Source organism: Streptomyces sp. TLI_105, assembly GCF_900105415.1.
Taxonomy (GTDB): Bacteria; Actinomycetota; Actinomycetes; order Streptomycetales; family Streptomycetaceae; genus Streptomyces.
In genome coordinates, this window is record NZ_FNSM01000001.1 from 2778745 (window position 1) to 2797657 (window position 18913).

An 18913-nucleotide genomic window follows, 5' to 3' on the forward strand; every position below is an offset into this window, starting at 1 on the left:
TTCACGGCGTCGAAACACCTCGTCAAGTGTGACTTGCGCGACGTTGGACTGCCCGGCCTGCACCTCCCGGCCGGACAGGCGTAGCCTTTATTTCCGCTGTCCATCACCTTGTGAAGCGGAAGAGGGCGGTTGCCGCCGTGTCGTCTCAGTCCCCCAGTACCCCGAGCTCCCCGACCGACCAAGACGGGCAGGGCCAGAACCCTGCAGCCGCCTTCGGTGCCAATGAGTGGCTCGTCGACGAGATCTACCAGCAGTACCTCCAGGACCCGAATTCGGTCGATCGTGCCTGGTGGGACTTCTTCGCCGACTACAAGCCCGGAGCGTCGGACACCCCCGCCGCCCCGGCCCCCACCACTCAGAGCGCGCCCGCCGCGCAGCAGGCGGGCCCCGCACAGGCCGCACCTGCCGCTCCGGCGGCCGTTCCGGCCCCCGCGCCCGCCCCGGTCGCGGCCCCGGCTCCCGTGAAGCCGGCCGCGGCTCCCGCGCCCGTCGCCGCGAAGCCCGCCGCCGCCGCTCCGGCCGCGGTCAAGGCGAAGGAGCCCGCCGAGGCCCCCGCCGGCCCGGAGCTGATCACGCTGCGCGGCCCCGCCGCCGCGGTCGCGAAGAACATGAACGCCTCCCTGGAGGTGCCGACGGCCACGTCCGTCCGCGCCGTCCCGGTGAAGCTGCTCTTCGACAACCGGATCGTGATCAACAACCACCTGAAGCGCGCCCGGGGCGGGAAGATCTCCTTCACGCACCTCATCGGCTACGCGATGGTGCAGGCGATCAAGGCCATGCCGTCGATGAACTACTCCTTCGCGGAGAAGGACGGCAAGCCGACCCTGGTCAAGCCGGAGCACGTGAACTTCGGCCTCGCGATCGACCTGGTGAAGCCCAACGGCGACCGCCAGCTCGTCGTCGCGGGCATCAAGAAGGCCGAGACGCTCAACTTCTTCGAGTTCTGGCAGGCGTACGAGGACATCGTCAAGCGCGCCCGCGTGGGCAAGCTGACGATGGAGGACTTCTCCGGCGTCACGGTCTCCCTGACCAACCCCGGCGGCCTCGGCACCGTCCACTCCGTGCCGCGTCTGATGCCCGGTCAGTCCGTCATCATGGGCGTCGGCTCGATGGACTACCCGGCCGAGTTCCAGGGCACCTCCCAGGACACCCTGAACAAGCTGGGCATCTCCAAGGTCATGACCCTGACCTCGACGTACGACCACCGCGTCATCCAGGGCGCCGCCTCCGGCGAGTTCCTGCGGATCGTGTCGAACCTCCTCCTCGGCGAGGACGGCTTCTACGACGAGATCTTCAAGGCCCTGCGCATCCCCTACGAGCCGGTCCGCTGGCTCAGGGACATCGACGCCTCGCACGACGACGACGTCACCAAGGCCGCGCGCGTCTTCGAGCTCATCCACTCCTACCGGGTCCGCGGCCACGTCATGGCCGACACCGACCCGCTGGAGTACAAGCAGCGCAAGCACCCCGACCTGGACATCACCGAGCACGGCCTCACCCTGTGGGACCTGGAGCGGGAGTTCGCGGTCGGCGGCTTCGCCGGCAAGTCGATGATGAAGCTCCGCGACATCCTCGGCGTGCTCCGCGACTCGTACTGCCGCACCACCGGCGTCGAGTTCATGCACATCCAGGACCCGAAGCAGCGCAAGTGGATCCAGGACCGCGTCGAGCGCCCGCACTCCCGCGTGGAGCGCGAGGAGCAGCTGCGGATCCTGCGCCGGCTGAACGCCGCGGAGGCCTTCGAGACCTTCCTGCAGACGAAGTACGTCGGCCAGAAGCGCTTCTCCCTGGAGGGCGGCGAGTCCGTCATCCCGCTGCTCGACGCGGTCATCGACTCGGCCGCCGAGTCGCGCCTCGACGAGGTCGTCATCGGCATGGCCCACCGCGGCCGCCTGAACGTCCTGGCGAACATCGTCGGCAAGTCGTACGCGCAGATCTTCCGCGAGTTCGAGGGCAACCTCGACCCGAAGTCGATGCACGGCTCCGGCGACGTGAAGTACCACCTGGGCGCCGAGGGCACCTTCACCGGCCTGGACGGCGAGCAGATCAAGGTCTCGCTCACCGCCAACCCCTCGCACCTGGAGGCGGTCGACCCGGTCCTGGAGGGTGTCGTCCGCGCCAAGCAGGACGTCATCAACAAGGGCGGCACGGACTTCACCGTCCTGCCCGTCGCCCTCCACGGCGACGCGGCCTTCGCCGGCCAGGGCGTCGTCGCCGAGACGCTGAACATGTCGCAGCTGCGGGGCTACCGCACCGGCGGCACGGTCCACATCGTCATCAACAACCAGGTCGGCTTCACCGCCGCCCCGGAGTCCTCGCGTTCCTCGATGTACGCGACCGACGTGGCCCGCATGATCGAGGCGCCGATCTTCCACGTGAACGGCGACGACCCGGAGGCCGTGGTCCGCGTCGCGCGGCTCGCCTTCGAGTTCCGCCAGACGTTCAACAAGGACGTCGTGATCGACCTCATCTGCTACCGCCGCCGCGGTCACAACGAGGGCGACAACCCGCAGTTCACCAACCCGCAGATGTACAACCTGATCGACAAGAAGCGTTCGGTGCGCAAGCTGTACACCGAGTCGCTCATCGGTCGCGGCGACATCACCCTCGAAGAGGCGGAGCAGGCGCTCCAGGACTTCCAGGGCCAGCTGGAGAAGGTGTTCGCGGAGGTCCGCGAGGCCACCGCCGCCCCGGCGTCGGCCACCGTGCCGGACGCGCAGGCCGAGTTCCCGGTCGCCGTCACCACCGCGGTCTCCCAGGAGGTCGTGAAGCGGATCGCCGAGTCGCAGGTCAACGTCCCGGAGCGGATCACGGTCCACCCGCGTCTGCTCCCGCAGATGCAGCGCCGCGCCGCCTCGATCGACGACGGCACCATCGACTGGGGCTTCGGCGAGACCCTCGCCATCGGCTCCCTGCTGATGGAGGGCACCCCGGTCCGCCTGTCGGGCCAGGACTCCCGCCGCGGCACCTTCGGCCAGCGCCACGCGGTCCTGGTCGACCAGGAGACCGGCGAGGACTACACCCCGCTGCTCTACCTGGCCGAGGACCAGGCCCACTACAACGTCTACGACTCGCTGCTCAGCGAGTACGCGGCGATGGGCTTCGAGTACGGCTACTCGCTGGCCCGCCCGGAGGCGCTGGTCATCTGGGAGGCCCAGTTCGGTGACTTCGTCAACGGCGCGCAGACCGTCGTCGACGAGTTCATCTCCTCGGCCGAGCAGAAGTGGGGCCAGACCTCCGGCGTCACGCTGCTCCTGCCGCACGGCTACGAGGGCCAGGGCCCGGACCACTCGTCCGCGCGCCCGGAGCGCTTCCTCCAGATGTGCGCGCAGGACAACATGACCATCGCCATGCCGACGCTGCCGTCGAACTACTTCCACCTCCTGCGCTGGCAGGTGCACAACCCGCACCACAAGCCGCTCATCGTCTTCACCCCGAAGTCGATGCTGCGTCTGAAGGCCGCGGCGTCCAAGGTGGAGGAGTTCACCACCGGCGGCTTCCGCCCGGTGATCGGCGACACGCTCACCTCCTCCGGAGCGGGTAACCCGGCCGACGTCCGCAAGGTCGTCTTCTGCGCCGGCAAGGTCTACTACGACCTGGAGGCCGAGCGCCAGAAGCGCGGCGACACGGAGACCGCGATCATCCGTCTGGAGCGCCTGTACCCGCTGCCGGGTGCCGAGCTGCAGGCCGAGATCGCCAAGTACCCGAACGCGGCGAAGTACATCTGGGCCCAGGAGGAGCCGGCGAACCAGGGTGCCTGGCCGTTCATCGCGCTCAACCTGATCGACCACCTCGACCTGGCGGTCGGCGCGGACATCCCGGCGGGCGAGCGCCTGCGCCGGATCTCGCGTCCGCACTCCTCCTCCCCGGCGGTCGGCTCGGCCAAGCGCCACCAGGCGGAGCAGCAGCAGCTGGTCAACGAGGTCTTCGACGCCTGACGGACCGGAGCACATACGGAGGCCCGGCACCCCACTCGGGGTGCCGGGCCTCCGGCGTTTCCGCCAGGTGTACGGGGCTCAGCCCAGGTTGGCCTCGAAGTCCCAGTAGGGCCGGTTGCGCTGACGCGCCGACAGGGTGTGCGGGTGCTGGGCGCCCAGCGTGCGGGTGAGGGTGAGCAGCGCGTCCTCCTCCAGCTTCCCGGCCTCCTCGTTCTCCCTGAGCCCGCGCAGATCGGTGGCGAGGGCCACCTGGCACGACAGGGTGAGCGGGTGCTCGTTGCCGAGGGTGTGCCGGGCCCGGCGCAGGGTGTCCCGGCTGAGCTCGGCGGCGTCGGCCACCCGGCCGTTGAAGTTGCGGGCGGCGGAGGCGTTGAGGGCGCAGCCGAGCACCCAGGGGTGGTCGGAGCCGAGCGAGGAGGTCAGTCCGGCGAGCGCGGCCTCCAGGATGGCCAGGGCGTCCGCACGTTCGCCGGACGCCTGGAGGACGAGGGCGGTGTTGGCGAGGACTCCGGTGGCGACCGGGTGGGCGGGGCCGAGGAGGGCGCGGTAGCCGGCCTCGGCCTCGTGGCTGAGTTCGCGGGCCTGGTCGAGGTCGCCGTGCTCGCGGAGGTAGTTGGCGTAGTTGTTGAGGGAGGAGAGCGTCACGTAGTGGGTGCGGCCGTGCACCTGCTCCAGCTGGTCGAGCAGGCTGGCCATGGTGGCTCCGAGGTCCTGCTGGAAGCCGCCCTCGCGGCGCCGGCACAGGGCCAGCTGGGTGCGGGCGTAGAGGGTCTGCAGGTGCTGCGGGCCGAGCACCTGCACATGGCGCAGGACGTTGGCCTCCTGGCGGGCGAGGGCTTCGCGGTACTGGCCGAGCAGCCGCAGGTCGTGCGCGAGGGCGTTGCTGGAGTTGAGGGTGTGGGAGTGGCGCTTGCCGAGGACCCGCTCGCTGTGGGCGAGGGTCTCGGCGTCGGACTCGTACGCCTCCCGGAAGCGGCCGAGCTGCCGCAGGGTGACGCCGAGGTTGTGGCGGGCGACGAGGGTGGAGAACTCGCTGGTGCCGAGGAGCCGTTCGGCGTCGGCGAGGACGGTGCGCTGGAGCCGCTCCGACTCCTTGTACTGACCGAGGAAGCGCAGGTCGCTGGAGATGGCGCTGCTGGAGAGCAGGGTGCCGAGCTCGTTGGGGGGCTGGGCGGTGGAGAGGCGTTCCCGCTGGGCGAGGTCGAGGTCGTACGCCTCGCGGAAGCGGCCGAAGGAGCGCAGGATGTTGCCCTGCTGGGTGGTCAGGTCCAGCATGGGCTGGTCCAGCGGGTCCATGAAGGTGGACCAGTTGTCCCGGATCTTCTCGGCGAGCTGGATGCCGGCCTTGAACTCGCCGCTGCGGAAGCAGTAGCGCAGGCAGTTGAGCACGGCGGTCTGGGTGCGCGAGTTGTGGCTGAGCAGCGCGCCGGAGGGTTCCAGGTGGGGCAGGAGTTCGGCGTAGCGGGGCCAGTGCCGGCTGTCCATGGGGTTGCCGGGGTCGGCCTCGGCGAGCAGGGTGCGGACGGCCTGTCGGTGGGCGGCGCGGTGGTCGCCCTCGGTGAGCCGGGCGACGATGTCGTGGACGAGCCGGTGCATGTGCACGGACTCCTGGTGCGGCCCCACCTCGGCGTTGTTGACGGGGCCCCGGGTCTCGCGGGTGAGCACCGAGTAGTTGACCAGGGTGTCCAGGGCCCGGGACCAGGCGGCGAGATCGGTGACCATCCAGCGCAGGTCCTCGGGGAGGTCCGCCTGCGGATAGGCGCGGATGAGGCCGAGCGGGATGCGGCCGGGGGCGAAGGAGGCGCACAGGCTGAGCACGTCGATGGCCTGCGGCTGGGCGCGTCGGAGCCGGTTGATCAGTATCGACCAGGAGGTCAGGGACGCCTGGGGGAAGCCGTCGCCGGACGGCTCGACGGCGGAGATCCGTCCGTCCCGGACCATGCGCAGGTACTCGGGGACCTCCATGCGGGACTCGCCGAGCCAGGCTGCGGCCTGGACCAGCGGCAGGGGCACGTCCCCGAACTCGGCGGCGACCTCGTCGGCCTCGGGCGCGGTGACGTGCGGGGCGCGCCTCATCAGATAGGCGGTGGACTCGGCGCGGTCGAAGCCGGGAATCTCGAGGATGTCGGTGTAGTCGCCCCAGCCGCGGTTGCGCGAGGTGACGAGGACGTGGCCGGGGCCGTGCGGCAGCATGACGTTCGCGCCGTCCGTGTCGTCCCAGCCGTCGAAGACGATGAGCCAACGGGAGTGCGGGTCGCCCCGGCGCAGTGCCTCGCGGACGGCGCGGATGCGTTCGCCGGGTTCGTTGCCGGTGGGGAGGCCGAGTTCGGTGGCGAGCTCGCCGAAGCGGTCGCGCTGCACGTTGCGGTCGTCGGAGCTGACCCACCACACGACGTCGTAGTCGGAGCTGAAGCGGTGGGCGTACTCGGCGGCGATCTGGGTCTTGCCGATGCCGGACATGCCGAGCAGGGTGCAGGCGGCGTTGCCGCGCTCGGCGTCCATGAGCCGTTCCTGGAGCTCGGTGAGCAGGTCGTCCCGGCCGGTGAAGCGCGGGTTGCGGCGCGGGATCTCGCCCCAGACCTCGGGAGGGGTGTCCGGGAAGCGGACGAGTGAGCCGGCGGGCAGCCGACGGCCGGTGGCGCGGCGGGGTTCGACGGCGAGCCGGCTGAGCAGCCGGGCTTCGGCCTCCTCCTCGCCGACGCCCCACAGGCTGACGGGTTCGAGGACGGCGGTGGCCGGGAGCAGGGTCCGGTTGGTGAGGTTGACCGCGGCGAACCGCTCCGCATGGGCGGCGACGAAGCCCCGCAGGACGTCGTTCCACTCACCGGCCGCACGCGGGCCGAGCTGGAAGAACCAGTCGTCCAGGACGAGCAGCACCTGGCCGCGGGCGAGCAGCAGGTCGCCGAGCGAGTCCTCCAGGGGCACCTCGCGCGGCGGGTCCCAGCGCTGAAGGGTCGCACGCACCCCGTACGCGTCGAGCCGTTGGTTGATCCAGGTGGCCCACGGGCGGTTGTAGCCGGGGAAGACCACGAGGACGTGTTCCGGCGCGCTCCTGACTCCGTGATCCGACGCACCGCCCGATCGCTGTTCCGCCATCTGTCGTGTCTCCCGTCCCGCTCTCGCGCAACGCAGTGTGATGTGCCGTGGGCACAGTGTTACCCAGCGACCAGGGGGGTCGCGCCGAGGCTCGCGTGGTGCAGTTTCATGTGAAGAACGAACTGCCGCCCGCTCACGGTCAGTTCATCGGATTCAAGCAGGATCCGCAGTGCCCCGCCCACCTGATCGTGGATGTCGTCGAACTGTTGCCCGGCAGCGGACCGCCAGGCTGTCGGCACCCCCTCGGCGGTGACCGCGCGCCTCCACAGATCGGCCAGGGCCAGATGCGCGTAGGCGCCGTGCAGCACACCGGCGATGGGCCGCGGGTCCGACCGCCAGCCGACCCGGTGCACGGCGTCCCGCCCGGGGCCGTACAGCGGCGCGAGTTCATGGAGCGTCGCGAGCTTGCTGTGATGCAGCTCGTGCACGAGCGTCTCGGCCATCCCCTGCCCCTCGGCGGGCAGTGAGGTCAGTACGGCTCCGGGGGCGGCGCTCAGTGTGGCACCCAGGTGGCGGGGTCCGCACGGAACGACCGGGACGACCGCGCGGACGCCACGGGCCACCTCGGCCGCCCGGCCCGGGTCCGTACGGCCGAGGAGGTCCTGGGCCGCGCGCCAGGTGGCGGACCAGGCGGCGTGATCGGTGTCGGCGGGGTCGGCGGCGATGACCACCGTGCCGCCGCCCGCGCCGGACGGCACCCGGTACGGGTCGAGGTCGTCCAGGCGCGCGGCGCTGCGGGGCAGCGGGCGGACCGCGCGCCAGCCGGGCCCGCGGCCCGTGAGCACCCCGTGGCGCCGGCCGGTCAGGGTCAGAACGGCGGGTGCGGCGTGGCGGGTGCCGTCCGGGTGGAACCGTACGGTCCGCTCTCCGGCGCTGATCCGGACGCGGTCCGCGGCCACCCTCAGCCGGCCCACGCCGGGCAGCGACAGCAGGCCGTCCGGGGTTTCCACGGTCAGGTCGAGCGGGCCGCCGCCACGCAGGGCGGCGGTGACCGCGAGGTTGTCGAGGTGGCCGAGCAGCCCGTCGAAGGCGGGTCCGGCGGGCTCGGCGAGCGCCCCGGCCAGCCAGGCCCCGGTCGTCGGGTAGTCGAGGACGTCCCGGACCACGGTGGGATGGCGCCGCTCGACCCGTTCGAGCAGTTCCCAGGCGCGCTCGAACCGACCGAGCGCGCCCGGTTCGACGGACGCCCGGTGCCGGTGGACGCGCACCAGGAGCGCTTTGAGGAGCAGCAACCGCCGGGCGTGCAGGGCGGACCGCAGCAGCGTGAGCCCTTCCGGGGCGGGGCTGAGCCGGGCCAGTCGGGCGAGGACGGGCGCGGGCAGGGGCGCGGTGTTCATTCCCGCCTCCACGGGCCTACGGCGGGTGGTGCGCATCTGACCGAAAACGGCCGGTCGGCGCGGCCACTCCACCGGAGGTCAGCCGTGGACCCTGTCCCCGGCGGTCTCCGCCCAGGAATCGGCCAGCTCCTGCGGGTGCCAGAGCACCCGTTCGACGGCGGCCGCCAGCTCTGGATCGTCCGTGAGGCGCAAGGTCCGCAGGTCCACACCGGTGAGGTCGGGGAAGCGCCATGGCCGTTCGCCGCCCCCGTCGACGCCTGCGACCCGCTTCGTGTGCTCCAACACCCTCGGCTCCTCCTCACCGACCCTTGTCCCCCACGGTCGTAGCGGCGGAGCGGTTCTTCCCGACGCCCCAAAGGCGGAAACCCGTTCGACTCAACTGCGCCCATGCGCGCCCCCGTTATCAAGCCGTTCAGCCTCCCCTTCGCGCCACGCCCACCAGGGCGGCGCGATCCGGCGCCGTTCCTCGCGGGAGAAGCGGTCCGGCCGCGGGCGGGGGTCGGCACCGACCTCGGCGAGCAGGGCCCGGGTCCGCTCCACGTCCGCCCAGTCCACCGCCACCAGCACGCCGTCCAGCCGTCGCCACTGCTCGGCGGCCTCCTCCAGGACCGTCGCGGCCTCGCCGACGCGGTCCATCAGGTACAGCGCCGCGCCCTGGGCGTGGAGCGCCCGCGCCAGGGTGACCGTGCCGGGGGTGTCGCCGCGGACGGCGCGGGTGTCGTCGGCGGCGCGCCGGAAGGCGGTGAGGGCGCCGACGAGCTGCCCGTCCCGCGCGGCCTCGCTCAGCTGCAGTTGCACCCAGCCCAGCTGAAGCCAGACCTCGGCCCGGGTCTCCGGGTCGCGGGTGGCGCGGAGGGCCTCGTCGAGGAGGTGGCGGCTCTCGTACAGGTCCGGCAGGAACCCGGCGCGGTCGAAGCGCAGGGCGAGCACGCTGCCGATGAGGATCCGGGTCCGCTCGCGGGCGGCGGCGCCGGCGGGGAGGCAGGTGAGGGCCTCGCGCAGCACGGACTCGGCGCGGTCGACCGGCCGGGACCCGGTGCCGGCGGCGGCGCGGCGCAGCAGGGACTCCCCCCAGGTGAGCAGGAGCCGCCCGCGCTGCTCGCCCTCGGCGGGGGTGAGCAGGGTGGCCTGCTCGTACGCCTCGTCGGCGGCCGGCCCGTCGCCGACCGCCTCGTACAGGCGGGCGCGCGCGGTGGCGTGGCGCAGCCTCAGGGCGCGACCGTCGCCGAGGAGGGCTTCCGCACGGTCGAGGACGGGGGCGACGCGGTCCGGTCCGGCCTCGGCGAGGTGCAGGGCGTCGGCGAGGTCGAGGAGAGCGGCGGCACTCTCCCCGAGGGCGAGGGCCGCGGTGAGCTCCTCGGCCGCCGCGGCGCCGTCGCCGCGTGCCAGGAGCAGCCGTCCCCGGCGCAGGTGCAGGGTGGGCCGGGCGGCCGGAGGCCACCGGTCCGCGTCCTCGGCGAGCGCGGTGAGGGCGGCGTCGAGCTGCCGCGGGTCCTCGGTCTCCTGCCACAGGGCGTGATGGACGACGGCCCGTTCGAGGCGGGCCTCGGCCCAGTGGTCGTCTCCGAGCCGGGCCAGCTCCGCGGCGTGGACGAGGATGTCGGCTGCCCGGGCGAGGAGTTCGCTGCGACGTCCCGCACGCCGGGCGGCCCCCGTGCCCGCCTCCGCGTACATGATGCGGCCGAGGACGACCCGGGCCTCGACGGGCGCGGTCGGAAGCGCCTCCTCGGCGCGTTCTCGGGCGGCGGAGAGGAGGGCGGGGTCGGACTGGGCGCGCCCCTGTTCGAGGAGGCGGCGGGCTTCGGTGAGGGGGTCGGGGGTGACGAGGTCGGGGTGGTAGAAGCGGAGCACGCGCGCGGGGATGCGGGCGAACAGTTCCGCCTCGGCGCCCTCGCGCCTGGTGGGTTCGTCGGTCTCGTCGGGCGTCGCGCCGGGGCCGGCCCCGGCGTCCGCGGCGGGGTCGTGGCCGGCGAGGCGGGCGGCGGCGAGCGCCGGGAAGTTGCGCATGCCCTGGCCGAAGTTGCGCTCCACGTAGGCCGAGCAGTGCTTGAGGACGAGGGCGGCGGCGCCTGGATCGAGCGAGCCGAGGAGAAGCTGCTGGACGCCTGGCGGATAGCTGAAGCAGGGGTACGGGGCGGGGCCGGGAAGCCGGCGCAGGAGTCCGCTGAGCAGGACCTCGGCCAGCTCCATCGGCCCGGTGTCGGGCAGCATGGCGCGCTGGACGAGCTGCATGACGGGGAGGGTGAGCGGGGCCGCCGCGAGATGGACGGCGAGCCGGAGCGCCCCCGGGGAGGCGCCCGCCCGGAAGGCGCGCAGGAGTTCCTCGTCGCCGCGCGGCACGCGGGGTGTCCGGGGCGTCGGCGGCCGCGTCGGCTCGGGGGCGAGCCAGGCGGCCCAGCCGCGGACGGTGCCGCCGCCGTGGCCGGTGTGGAGCCGGGCCCAGGAGGCGAAGGCCTCGGGGGTGGGGGTGAGCACGGGAACGGCCTGCCTGGCCGGGTCGGGAACCGCCCAGGGTTCGTCGTCGGAGCGGAAGGCGGCGGGGCCCCCGGGGCGCGTGGAGCGCTGGAAGGTGCCCGGTTCGGCGGGGAGGGCGGTGCGCGGCCAGAGGCGCGGCGGCAGCGGTTGGACGAGGGCGAGCGGGGAGTGGCGGGGCCACTGCCGCAGGAAGCGCTGGGCGGCGCCGCGCTGCCAGAGGGGTCCGACGCAGTCGCTGACGACGAGGGTGAAGCGGCGCCCGGTGGGGTCGTGGAGCTGGTCGACGGGACGGAGCCGGGGGCGGCCGTCGGCGCCGGAGGTGGTGGTGACGAGCGGGGGGCCTTCGCCGGTGTCGTACAGGCGGTGCACCTGGACGTCGCGGAAGGCGCCGGACTGCTGGCAGGCCTGGCGGAGCTCCTCGACCATGCGGTCCCAGACGACCATGGCGGGGCCGGTGTCCATGAGGAGCTGGATGTCGGGGCGGCGGCCGGCGGCGGGGCGCAGGACGGGCGTCAGGATGCCCGCGGCGGCGCTGCGTTCGGCGGTGGCCTCCTCGTCGAGGGTGCCCTCGTCGGGGCGGGACGGGGCGGGCGCGTACCCCCGCAGCGGGCGCAGGGCCTTCTGCAGGCCGAGGAGTCCGGGCAGGGCGTTGGCTCCGGGCGCGCGGACGGGCAGGGCGGCGCCCCGTCGCGTCCCCCCGCCCGCGCCGCCGTGCGCTCCGTCCGCCGGGGCGGCTCCGGAGCGCATGTGGAGGGCGACGGACTCGTGGCTTCCGGTGCGCTGGGGCGGGCGTGCGGGCGTACGTGCGGGCGTCTCCTCTCGATTGGCCGGATCTCGCCCCTCGTCGGTGGGCCGGGCGGTCTCCGTGCTCCTGTCGTCCGCGCGGGACGGCGGCTCCGGATCAGGTGTCTCCGGTTCCGGCAGCCACTGGGAAAGCCAGAGCGCGTCCGCGACCGCCTCGGCGGACGGGTCCGCCCCGCCCGCCCGCAGTCTGCGGGTCAGCTCCTCCAGAGGCATCCGGTGCGTCCGGTGCATCCGGTCATCACCTCGGCTGATCGAGCGGCTGCATGAGCATGTCCGCGATGCGTTCCCTGGTCACCCGTTCGGCGCGGGAGGCGTGCTGGGTGAGGTAGAGCGCGTTGAGCAGCTGGTCGGTGGCGATGACCTCGCCCGGCTCGCGGTTCAGGAACCGCTGGACGAGGCCCTGTTCGCCGTCGCCGGCGGCGGCGTCGGTCCCGAGGTGGGCCTCGATCATCGCGCCGAGCTGCTCCTCGCCGGGCGGTTCGAGCTCCAGGCGGATGCAGCGGCGCAACAGGGCGGCCGGGAAGTCCCGTTCGCCGTTGGAGGTGAGCACGATGAAGGGGAAGGTGGTGCAGCGGACCCGGCCGCCGTACACCGGCACCTTGCGGCCGTCGTCGCTGAGCACCTCGACGACGGGCTCCCGGTCGGCGAGCCGCTCCAGCTCGGGGATGGCGAACTCGCCCTCCTCCAGCGCGTTCAGGAGGTCGTTGGGCAGGTCGAGGTCGCTCTTGTCGAGCTCGTCGATGAGCAGCACCCGGGGCTGCTCGGAGGGGAGCAGCGCGGTGCCGAGCGGTCCGAGCCGGATGTACGAGCCGATGCCGGCCGGGGCCGCGGCCGCGGAGCCGGGCGCCCCTGTCTGGGCGCGCTCCAGCTGCACGTCCTGGAGGCGGCCGATGGCGTCGTACCGGTAGAGGCCGTCCTGGAGGGTGGAGCGGCTGACGATGGGCCAGCGCAGCACGCGGCCGAGGCGCAGCTCGTGGGCGACGGCGTGCGCGAGGGTGGACTTGCCGGTGCCGGGGTTGCCGGTGACGAGGAGCGGGCGCCGCAGGTACAGGGCGGCGTTGACCGCGTCGGTCTCGGCGGGCCGGGGGTGGTGGTTCTGGACGAGTCTGCGCTTGACGCCGAGCCGTCGGTCGGAGCCGGCGAGGGTGTCGTCGGCGCCGCCCGTCGAGAAGTCACGCCAGGGCGGCGGGGCGGGCAGGCGCCGTATCTCGTCGTGCGGATGCCCGGCCCCACGGTAGATCCGCCAATCGTTCACCATGAACTCCTTCTGGCTGTGGTGTGCTGGCCGGGCCCTCCGAACGTACTGCTCGGGGACCGCCCCTGCCGACCCCCAAACCGGTCGTCCGGGACGGGGCCGGGAGCCGCCGGACTCATGAGGCGGCCCTGGCCGGGAGCCGCCGGGCTCACGAGGCGGCCCGGGCCGGAAGCCGCCGGACTCACGGGGCGCCCCGGGCCGGAAGCCGCCGGGCTCACGAGGCGGCTCGGGCCGGGGACGCGCTGCGCCGGACTCACGAAGCGGCCCTGGCCGGAGGCGCGCTCCGCCGGACTCACGGGTCCTCCTCGCCGAGCAGCGGCGGGGCCTCCAGGCGGCCGGCGGGCGGCGGGCGGTCGGGCGGGTCGTACAGGACGGCGATGGTCTCGGCCCAGGCGAGGTCGGCCCGCTCCGGCGCCAGGGCGCGCAGGGAGCGGACGGGCTCGCCGAGCCCCTGGGCCGTGCGCGCGTCCGCGAGCATCCAGTCCGCCTCCACGTGGAAGGCCGCGCAGTCGGTGTGGTCGTGGGCACCGGTCCGCCAGAGGGCCAGCGGGTGGCCGGCGGCCAGGGCCGCGTTCATCGCCATGAGCCCGTCGCCGCTGCCCACCGGGCCGCAGTAGACGGGAACGGTGCCGCCCTGGGCCTCGCGGAGCCGGTCGTACGTTTTCGCCCAGGTCTCCCGGCGCACGCGCGGGGTGTGGGCGTCCGGGCCCGCGCCGGGCACCTCGGCGCGCAGCGGGACCGCGCGCAGCGGCCCTCGTTCCCCGGCCGCCCAACGCTCCCGCCACTCGGGCGACGGCGGTCTGCCGTGGCGCCGGGCGTCCCTGATGACCACGATGCGGCGCTGCCCGAGGGTGGTGGACCCCCGCTCCTCGTCGGGGCCCTGCGGGGGTTCGAGCCGCCAGGTGTCGAGCGGCTCGTCGAAGAGCTCGCGCGGCAGCACCGCCTCCACGGAGGCCAGGTACGGCCCGTTGTCGCCGAGCCGGAGGGCCTCGGCGAGCGGCCCGCGCAGGGTCTTCCTGAGCTCGGCCCGCTCGACGCCGCGGTCGTCGCCGTGGAGCGGGGTGACCATGTGTCCGTCGCGGAGCAGCTTCACCCGCCAGGGGTAGCGCCGGTCCCAGCGGGGCGTGTCGATCTCCAGGAGCACGTCCGCGCGTGCCCGGCGCTCGCGGACGTCGGCGATGCCGGAGCCGATCAGGTCGTCGATCTCACGGCGGAGGAACGGGCCCGCGTCGGCGGCCCGGTCGATGAGCCAGCCCCGGAAGGCGGCCTCGTCGCCCAGACCGCCGGGGCGCCCGGAAACCCGCCGGAGGACATGGGCCGCGTACAGGAGCACGGCGTCGAGGCCGGGGTCGCCCGGATCGCTGCGGTCGGGCGCGCGCAGCCCGTACAGCAGGGCTGCGCCCTCGCTCCACGTGCGCGGGTCGTCCTCGAACGCGTCCGGGGCCGTGGTGTTCCTGATCCAGGCCTTGACCCGGTCGACCAGGTCCATGATCTCGCCGGGGTTGATCGGCGGCGGCAGGGCGGCGAGCTGTCCCCGCAGCCGGGTGCGCAGGTTCGGGCTCAACGGGTGCGGGCCGCCGAGCTGTTTCTGCGCGCGCGTCCAGTCGGATCCGTCCTCCAGCGACCGGAGGTAGTGGTCGAGGTGGTGGCGGTCGTGGTCACGCAGGGCCTCGGCCCAGAACCGACCCCCGGGAGCGTCGTGCAGGCGGCGCAGGGCGGTGAGGGGGACGAGGGCGCCCTGGTCGGACCACCGTCCCTTGTTGAAGCCGATCACGGCGCCCTGGAGGTCGTCGACGACGGGGCCGCCGGAGCAGCCCTCGACGGGCAGCACGCCCTTCGTCACGAGGGCCCGGGCGTCGACGCCGCTGAGCCGGCCGTGGACCTGGCGGATGCCCAGCTCCCCGGTCTCCCGTGACCAGCCGTGCAGGCCCACCTCGGTGGTCCGGGCCGGAGGCCGCTCGGCGAGCAGGACGCAGGAGGCCTTGGCGGTGCCGGGCACGCGCACGAGGGCGACGTCGGGGAAGCCCCAGGGCTCGGGGCGCACGCCGGGGTCCTCGGGCCGGGGCAGGGCGAGCACCACCGTGCCGATGGACCGGCGCGTGGTCCTGCCGTCCTGCCAGGTGATGCCGACGGCCGGCTCTTTCCTCCACACCTCGCCACCCCCCTCGGCCACGACATGGGCGCACGTCAACACCCAGCCGGGGGCGATGAAGAAGCCGGTGCCCCAGAACTGGTCGCCGTGCGGGTCATACCCGCTGTCGGGAGCGCCGATGCGTACGAGTGCGGGGCGCACGAGAGCGTCGAAGGCGCTCATGCGGTGCCATCGGCCGCCGGACGCCGCTGCGGGACGATGCCCGGCCGTTGTTCCGCGGCCTCCGGCCCGGCGGAGCCGGGCGCGGACTCCGCCGCACGCCCGGTCGTCGGGCCCGGTTCGGTCGTCGGGCCCGGTTCGGTCGTCGGGCCCGGTTCGGTCCAGGTGAGGGAGACGTTCACGGAGGCCTTGCCCGCGCCGTCCGCGAGGACGCCGATCACCTTGCCGGACTGCGCCGACAGTTCGATGCCGAAGCTGACGGCGACCTCCACCGGCCCCTGGGGGTCGAGGCCGGCGCGCAGGGAGCCGACGACCCCGCGCACCACGTCCGTGAGCCCGCCGGCCATCGAGACGACCCGGTCCCTGACCCCGGTGTCCTGGAAGCCGCCCCGGCCGAGCTCCTCCGCGTCGCTGACCCGCGCCCACACGGGCGTGCCGTCGTCCAGCCGAATCCGAGCGATCCCGTGTGCCACAGCGGCCCCCCGCTCCCCGAAGCGATGTTGGATCCAGAAGGCTAATCGGTGGGGCTGACGGGCGACAGGGGATGTGAGGGGTACGGCCTATCCTGATCGCATGTACTTCACCGACCGTGGCATCGAGGAACTGGAGAAGCGGCGCGGCGAGGAGGAGGTCACCTTCGAGTGGCTCGCCGAGCAGCTGCGGACGTTCGTCGACCTCAACCCCGACTTCGAGGTGCCGGTCGAGCGCCTCGCGACCTGGCTGGCCCGTCTGGACGACGACGAGGACGACGACGAGTAGAAGACGCGCCCGGCGGCGGACCCGGCGGCCCGGTCACCGCTCCCGCAGCCGGTCGTAGGCGAGCCCGAGCGCGCCGTGCGCGACGAGCAGCGCGCCGGCCGTCGCCCAGCCGCCGCTGCGTCGGCCCGCGCCCCAGAGCAGCAGCGGCACCCCCACGAGGAGCTGCGCCCCGCCCAGTACGCGCGCCTTGGGGCCGCGCAGGAACGGGCCGACGGGACTGCTCTCCACCACGTCCAGCTCCGCCCGCACGGCGTCGCGCCAACCGTGTCCTTCGAGTTGCTCGGCGCCCTGGTCGAGGGCGGCGGAGCGGAGCCGGCCGGCGCTCTCGCCGGGGACGAGTCCGGCGGGCAGGGCGAGTCCGGCGCGGGCGAGGACGGCGACGACTCCGACGAGACGGCTGTGGGCGTCGGCGTCCGGGTCGGGCTCGGTGAGCGGTTCGAGGGCCTGCACGTCCAGGACGGGATCGAGGGCGAGCCGGGCGGCGAAGGTGCGCATGGCCTCGTCCTCGCCGACGGGGGTGCCGTCCGCGAGCCAGGTGTAGCCGACCGTGCGGCGGAAGCCGGCGGCGAGCGTGAGGCCGGCGCGGTCGCGGTCCCACCAGAGCGCGACGACGGGCCGGCCGCCGGCCGGGACGGCGAGGGCGGTGGCCCAGCCGGTGACGACCTGCTCGACGGACTCCCCGCCGTGCAGCCAGGGCTTCCCCTCCGGTACGAGCACGGTCCACTCGGCGCCCGCGGGGGCGAGGAGCAGCTGTTCCCGGAGGAGCCGGGCCGGCGGCCGGACCTCCGGCGGCTCGCCGCGGCAGAGCAGCAGGGCTCCGGCGGAGTGCGGTCCGGGTGTCGCGTTCATGGCCCCACGCTAGGGCAATTTATCCGTATATGGCGGCAATCACCCCGCCCCTGTCAGGGGTGAGTGAGGGATGAGTCAGGGTTGACTTCGCAAGGCCGCGATATATCGTGTCTTTCGAGAGACGCGATATGTTGCGTTGCCGATACGGGAGGTCAGCACCATGACAGAGTGGTCCGTCACCGAGCCGACGAAGCTGGCTCCGGCCGACCCCGTGACGCTGCTGCAGGTCCGCATCGTCAACGGCACGGTGAACGTGGTGGGGACGGACGAGAGTTCCGCCCGCGTGGAGGTCTCCGAGATCGAGGGCCCGCCCCTGATCGTGACGCAGGACGGCTCCACGCTGACCGTGACCTACGAGGACCTGCAGTGGAAGAGCATCCTCAAGTGGTTCGAGCGCAAGGAGTACCGGCGTCGGGCCGTCGTCTCCGTCGCCGTCCCCGCGGGTGTCGACGTCGAGGTGGGCGTGGTCGGCGCCGAAGCGGTCGTCACGGGGATCAGAGGGCGTACGGAGGTGCGCGGCGTCACGGGCGACACCACCCTCCTCGGACTCTCGGGCCCGGTCCGGGCCGAGACCGTCTCGGGGAACCTGGAGGCCCAGTCGGTCACCGGCGCGCTGCGCGTCAACTCCGTGACCGGCGACGTGACGGTGATCGAGGGCTCGGGCTCCTCCGTGAAGGCCGACACCGTCAGCGGCGACATGGTCATCGACCTCGACCCGGGCCGGGTCGGCGGTCCCCCCGCCGACATCCGGCTCACCAGCGTCTCCGGCGAGGTCGCCATCCGGCTCCCGCACCCGGCCGACGCCCGGGTCGAGGCGAGCACCACGAGCGGCGCCGTGTCGAACGCCTTCGAGGACCTGCGGGTGGGAGGCCAGTGGGGCGCCAAGTCCATCACCGGCACCCTCGGTTCGGGCCGGGGGACGCTCAAGGCGACCACCGTCTCCGGCTCCATCGCCCTGCTCCGCCGCCCCGAGTCCGAGGAGGACGGCGACGCCGCCCCCTCGTCCGCCCCCTCCACGACCGGAAAGGTGCTCTGACATGCCGCCCGTCTTCGCCCACGGACGCCTCCGTCTCTACCTCCTCAAGCTGCTCGACGAGGCCCCGCGCCATGGGTACGAGGTGATCCGGCTCCTGGAGGAGCGCTTCCAGGGGCTGTACGCCCCCTCGGCGGGCACGGTCTATCCGCGCCTCGCCAAGCTGGAGGCCGAGGGTCTCGTGACCCACGCCAGCGAGGGGGGCCGCAAGGTCTACTCGATCACCGACGCCGGCCGCACCGAGCTGGCCGGGCGCGGGGCCGAACTGGACGACCTGGAGCGGGAGATCCGCGAGTCGGTATCGGAGCTGGCGGCGGAGATCCGCGACGACGTGCGGGGCGCGGCCGGCCGGGTGCGCAGCGAGATGCGCGCGGCCGCGGGCCGGACCCGCGCGGCGGACCCCTCCTCGTTCGCCGAGGCCAAGGAGGAGCTGCGCCGGGTCAGGCAGGAGTGGAAGCAGCAGGCCCGCGAGGCCCGCGAGGAGGCCCGCTCGGCGCGCCGGCAGGCGAAGGAGTTCCAGCGGATCGCCCAGCAGGTGCAGGAGGAGGTGCAGGACCGGTTCTCGCGGGGCGACTGGCCCAAGGGGGTCTGGGAGGGGATCTCGGGCATCACGGCCCAGCTCGGCGACCTGGTGACGGGCACGACCCACCCGAAGGCCGCGTCGCCGGAGCCGCCGTTCACGAAGGCCCCGGTCGACGAGACCCCGGCCGGCGAGACCCCGGAGTGGGCGCGGGACACGGCGAGCTCGGGCGACCCAACCCGCGACCTCGACCGCCTCCTCGACCGCTTCCGCGACGAGATCCGCGACGCAGCCCGCGACCACGGCGTGACCGAGTCCCAACTCACCGAAGCACGCAGCCACTTGTCCGCAGCGGCGACCCGCATCACGACCCTGCTCCACCCGGAACGAAAGGCCTGAGGGGGCGGCCAAGGATGGTTCGAGTGGCGCGCGCCGGGTCCGGGCCCCTCATCCCGGCCCTGCTCCCGGCATCACCCCCGCCCCGAGCCCGGGTCCGACGGCAACCCCAACTCCGGCCCCCGAGCCCGGGTCCGACG

The 18913-nt window shown here is 73.7% G+C and carries 12 protein-coding genes; 4 read left to right on the plus strand and 8 right to left on the minus strand.

What is annotated here, in order from left to right; all coding sequences use genetic code 11:
- Window positions 1-137 precede the first annotated feature (137 nt).
- On the plus strand, window positions 138-3938 hold the full coding sequence (locus BLW86_RS12500) for a multifunctional oxoglutarate decarboxylase/oxoglutarate dehydrogenase thiamine pyrophosphate-binding subunit/dihydrolipoyllysine-residue succinyltransferase subunit (protein WP_093874108.1): 3801 nt from the start codon (window positions 138-140) through the stop codon (window positions 3936-3938).
- 78 nt (window positions 3939-4016) lie between these two features.
- Here BLW86_RS12500 and fxsT read toward each other — a convergent pair whose 3' ends face one another.
- The 7 genes from fxsT to BLW86_RS12535 all read right to left on the minus strand — a co-directional run bounded on the left by fxsT (window position 4017) and on the right by BLW86_RS12535 (window position 15689).
- Window positions 4017-7034 carry an FxSxx-COOH system tetratricopeptide repeat protein gene (gene fxsT / locus BLW86_RS12505; RefSeq protein ID WP_093874109.1) on the minus strand — a complete coding sequence of 1006 codons (3018 nt, stop codon included), beginning with the start codon at window positions 7032-7034 and terminating at the stop codon, window positions 4017-4019.
- 59 nt (window positions 7035-7093) lie between these two features.
- Window positions 7094-8371: an aKG-HExxH-type peptide beta-hydroxylase gene (locus BLW86_RS12510; protein WP_177181637.1), complete on the minus strand. Its 1278-nt coding sequence runs from the start codon at window positions 8369-8371 to the stop codon at window positions 7094-7096.
- Between the two features lie 78 nt (window positions 8372-8449).
- Complete coding sequence (locus BLW86_RS12515; RefSeq protein ID WP_256341293.1) at window positions 8450-8656, minus strand: hypothetical protein; 207 nt, start codon at window positions 8654-8656, stop codon at window positions 8450-8452.
- 90 nt (window positions 8657-8746) lie between these two features.
- Window positions 8747-11881 (minus strand): SAV_2336 N-terminal domain-related protein, encoded by a 3135-nt coding sequence (locus BLW86_RS12520; protein ID WP_093874112.1) that lies wholly within the window; start codon window positions 11879-11881, stop codon window positions 8747-8749.
- Window positions 11882-11888: 7 nt separating this feature from the next.
- The gene (locus BLW86_RS12525; RefSeq protein ID WP_093878631.1) at window positions 11889-12905 is read right to left on the minus strand and encodes an AAA family ATPase; all 1017 of its coding nucleotides are present in this window, start codon (window positions 12903-12905) and stop codon (window positions 11889-11891) included.
- A 292-nt stretch (window positions 12906-13197) separates the two neighbouring features.
- Entirely contained in the window at window positions 13198-15219 is a 2022-nt protein-coding gene (locus tag BLW86_RS12530) for a VMAP-C domain-containing protein (RefSeq protein ID WP_093874113.1), read from the minus strand.
- A complete protein-coding gene (locus tag BLW86_RS12535) occupies window positions 15216-15689 on the minus strand; it encodes a CU044_2847 family protein (RefSeq protein WP_256341294.1) in 474 nt (157 codons plus the stop codon). The genes BLW86_RS12530 and BLW86_RS12535 overlap by 4 nt, the downstream gene beginning before the upstream one ends.
- A gap of 100 nt (window positions 15690-15789) precedes the next feature.
- Between BLW86_RS12535 and BLW86_RS12540 the strand changes: the two genes are divergently transcribed.
- Entirely contained in the window at window positions 15790-15975 is a 186-nt protein-coding gene (locus BLW86_RS12540) for a DUF6104 family protein (protein WP_024761804.1), read from the plus strand.
- A gap of 33 nt (window positions 15976-16008) precedes the next feature.
- On the opposite strand, the gene BLW86_RS12545 is transcribed toward BLW86_RS12540, so the two are convergent.
- Complete coding sequence (locus tag BLW86_RS12545; protein ID WP_093874114.1) at window positions 16009-16824, minus strand: hypothetical protein; 816 nt, start codon at window positions 16822-16824, stop codon at window positions 16009-16011.
- Window positions 16825-16984: 160 nt separating this feature from the next.
- Between BLW86_RS12545 and BLW86_RS12550 the strand changes: the two genes are divergently transcribed.
- Window positions 16985-17860, plus strand: coding sequence for a DUF4097 family beta strand repeat-containing protein (locus BLW86_RS12550; protein WP_093874115.1), 876 nt, complete (start codon window positions 16985-16987; stop codon window positions 17858-17860).
- 1 nt (window position 17861) lies between these two features.
- Window positions 17862-18776, plus strand: coding sequence for a PadR family transcriptional regulator (locus BLW86_RS12555; RefSeq protein WP_093874116.1), 915 nt, complete (start codon window positions 17862-17864; stop codon window positions 18774-18776).
- The last annotated feature ends 137 nt before the right edge of the window (window positions 18777-18913 follow it).

Excerpts from the sequence above, each read along its gene's own strand:
- fxsT (WP_093874109.1), bottom strand. The coding sequence starts at position 7,034 with ATGGCGGAACAGCGATCGGGCGGTGCGTCGGATCACGGAGTCAGGAGC.
- BLW86_RS12510 (WP_177181637.1), bottom strand. The coding sequence starts at position 8,371 with ATGAACACCGCGCCCCTGCCCGCGCCCGTCCTCGCCCGACTGGCCCGG.
- BLW86_RS12520 (WP_093874112.1), bottom strand. The coding sequence starts at position 11,881 with ATGCACCGGACGCACCGGATGCCTCTGGAGGAGCTGACCCGCAGACTG.
- BLW86_RS12530 (WP_093874113.1), bottom strand. The coding sequence starts at position 15,219 with ATGAGCGCCTTCGACGCTCTCGTGCGCCCCGCACTCGTACGCATCGGC.
- BLW86_RS12540 (WP_024761804.1), top strand. The coding sequence starts at position 15,790 with ATGTACTTCACCGACCGTGGCATCGAGGAACTGGAGAAGCGGCGCGGC.
- BLW86_RS12545 (WP_093874114.1), bottom strand. The coding sequence starts at position 16,824 with ATGAACGCGACACCCGGACCGCACTCCGCCGGAGCCCTGCTGCTCTGC.
- BLW86_RS12550 (WP_093874115.1), top strand. The coding sequence starts at position 16,985 with ATGACAGAGTGGTCCGTCACCGAGCCGACGAAGCTGGCTCCGGCCGAC.
- BLW86_RS12555 (WP_093874116.1), top strand. The coding sequence starts at position 17,862 with ATGCCGCCCGTCTTCGCCCACGGACGCCTCCGTCTCTACCTCCTCAAG.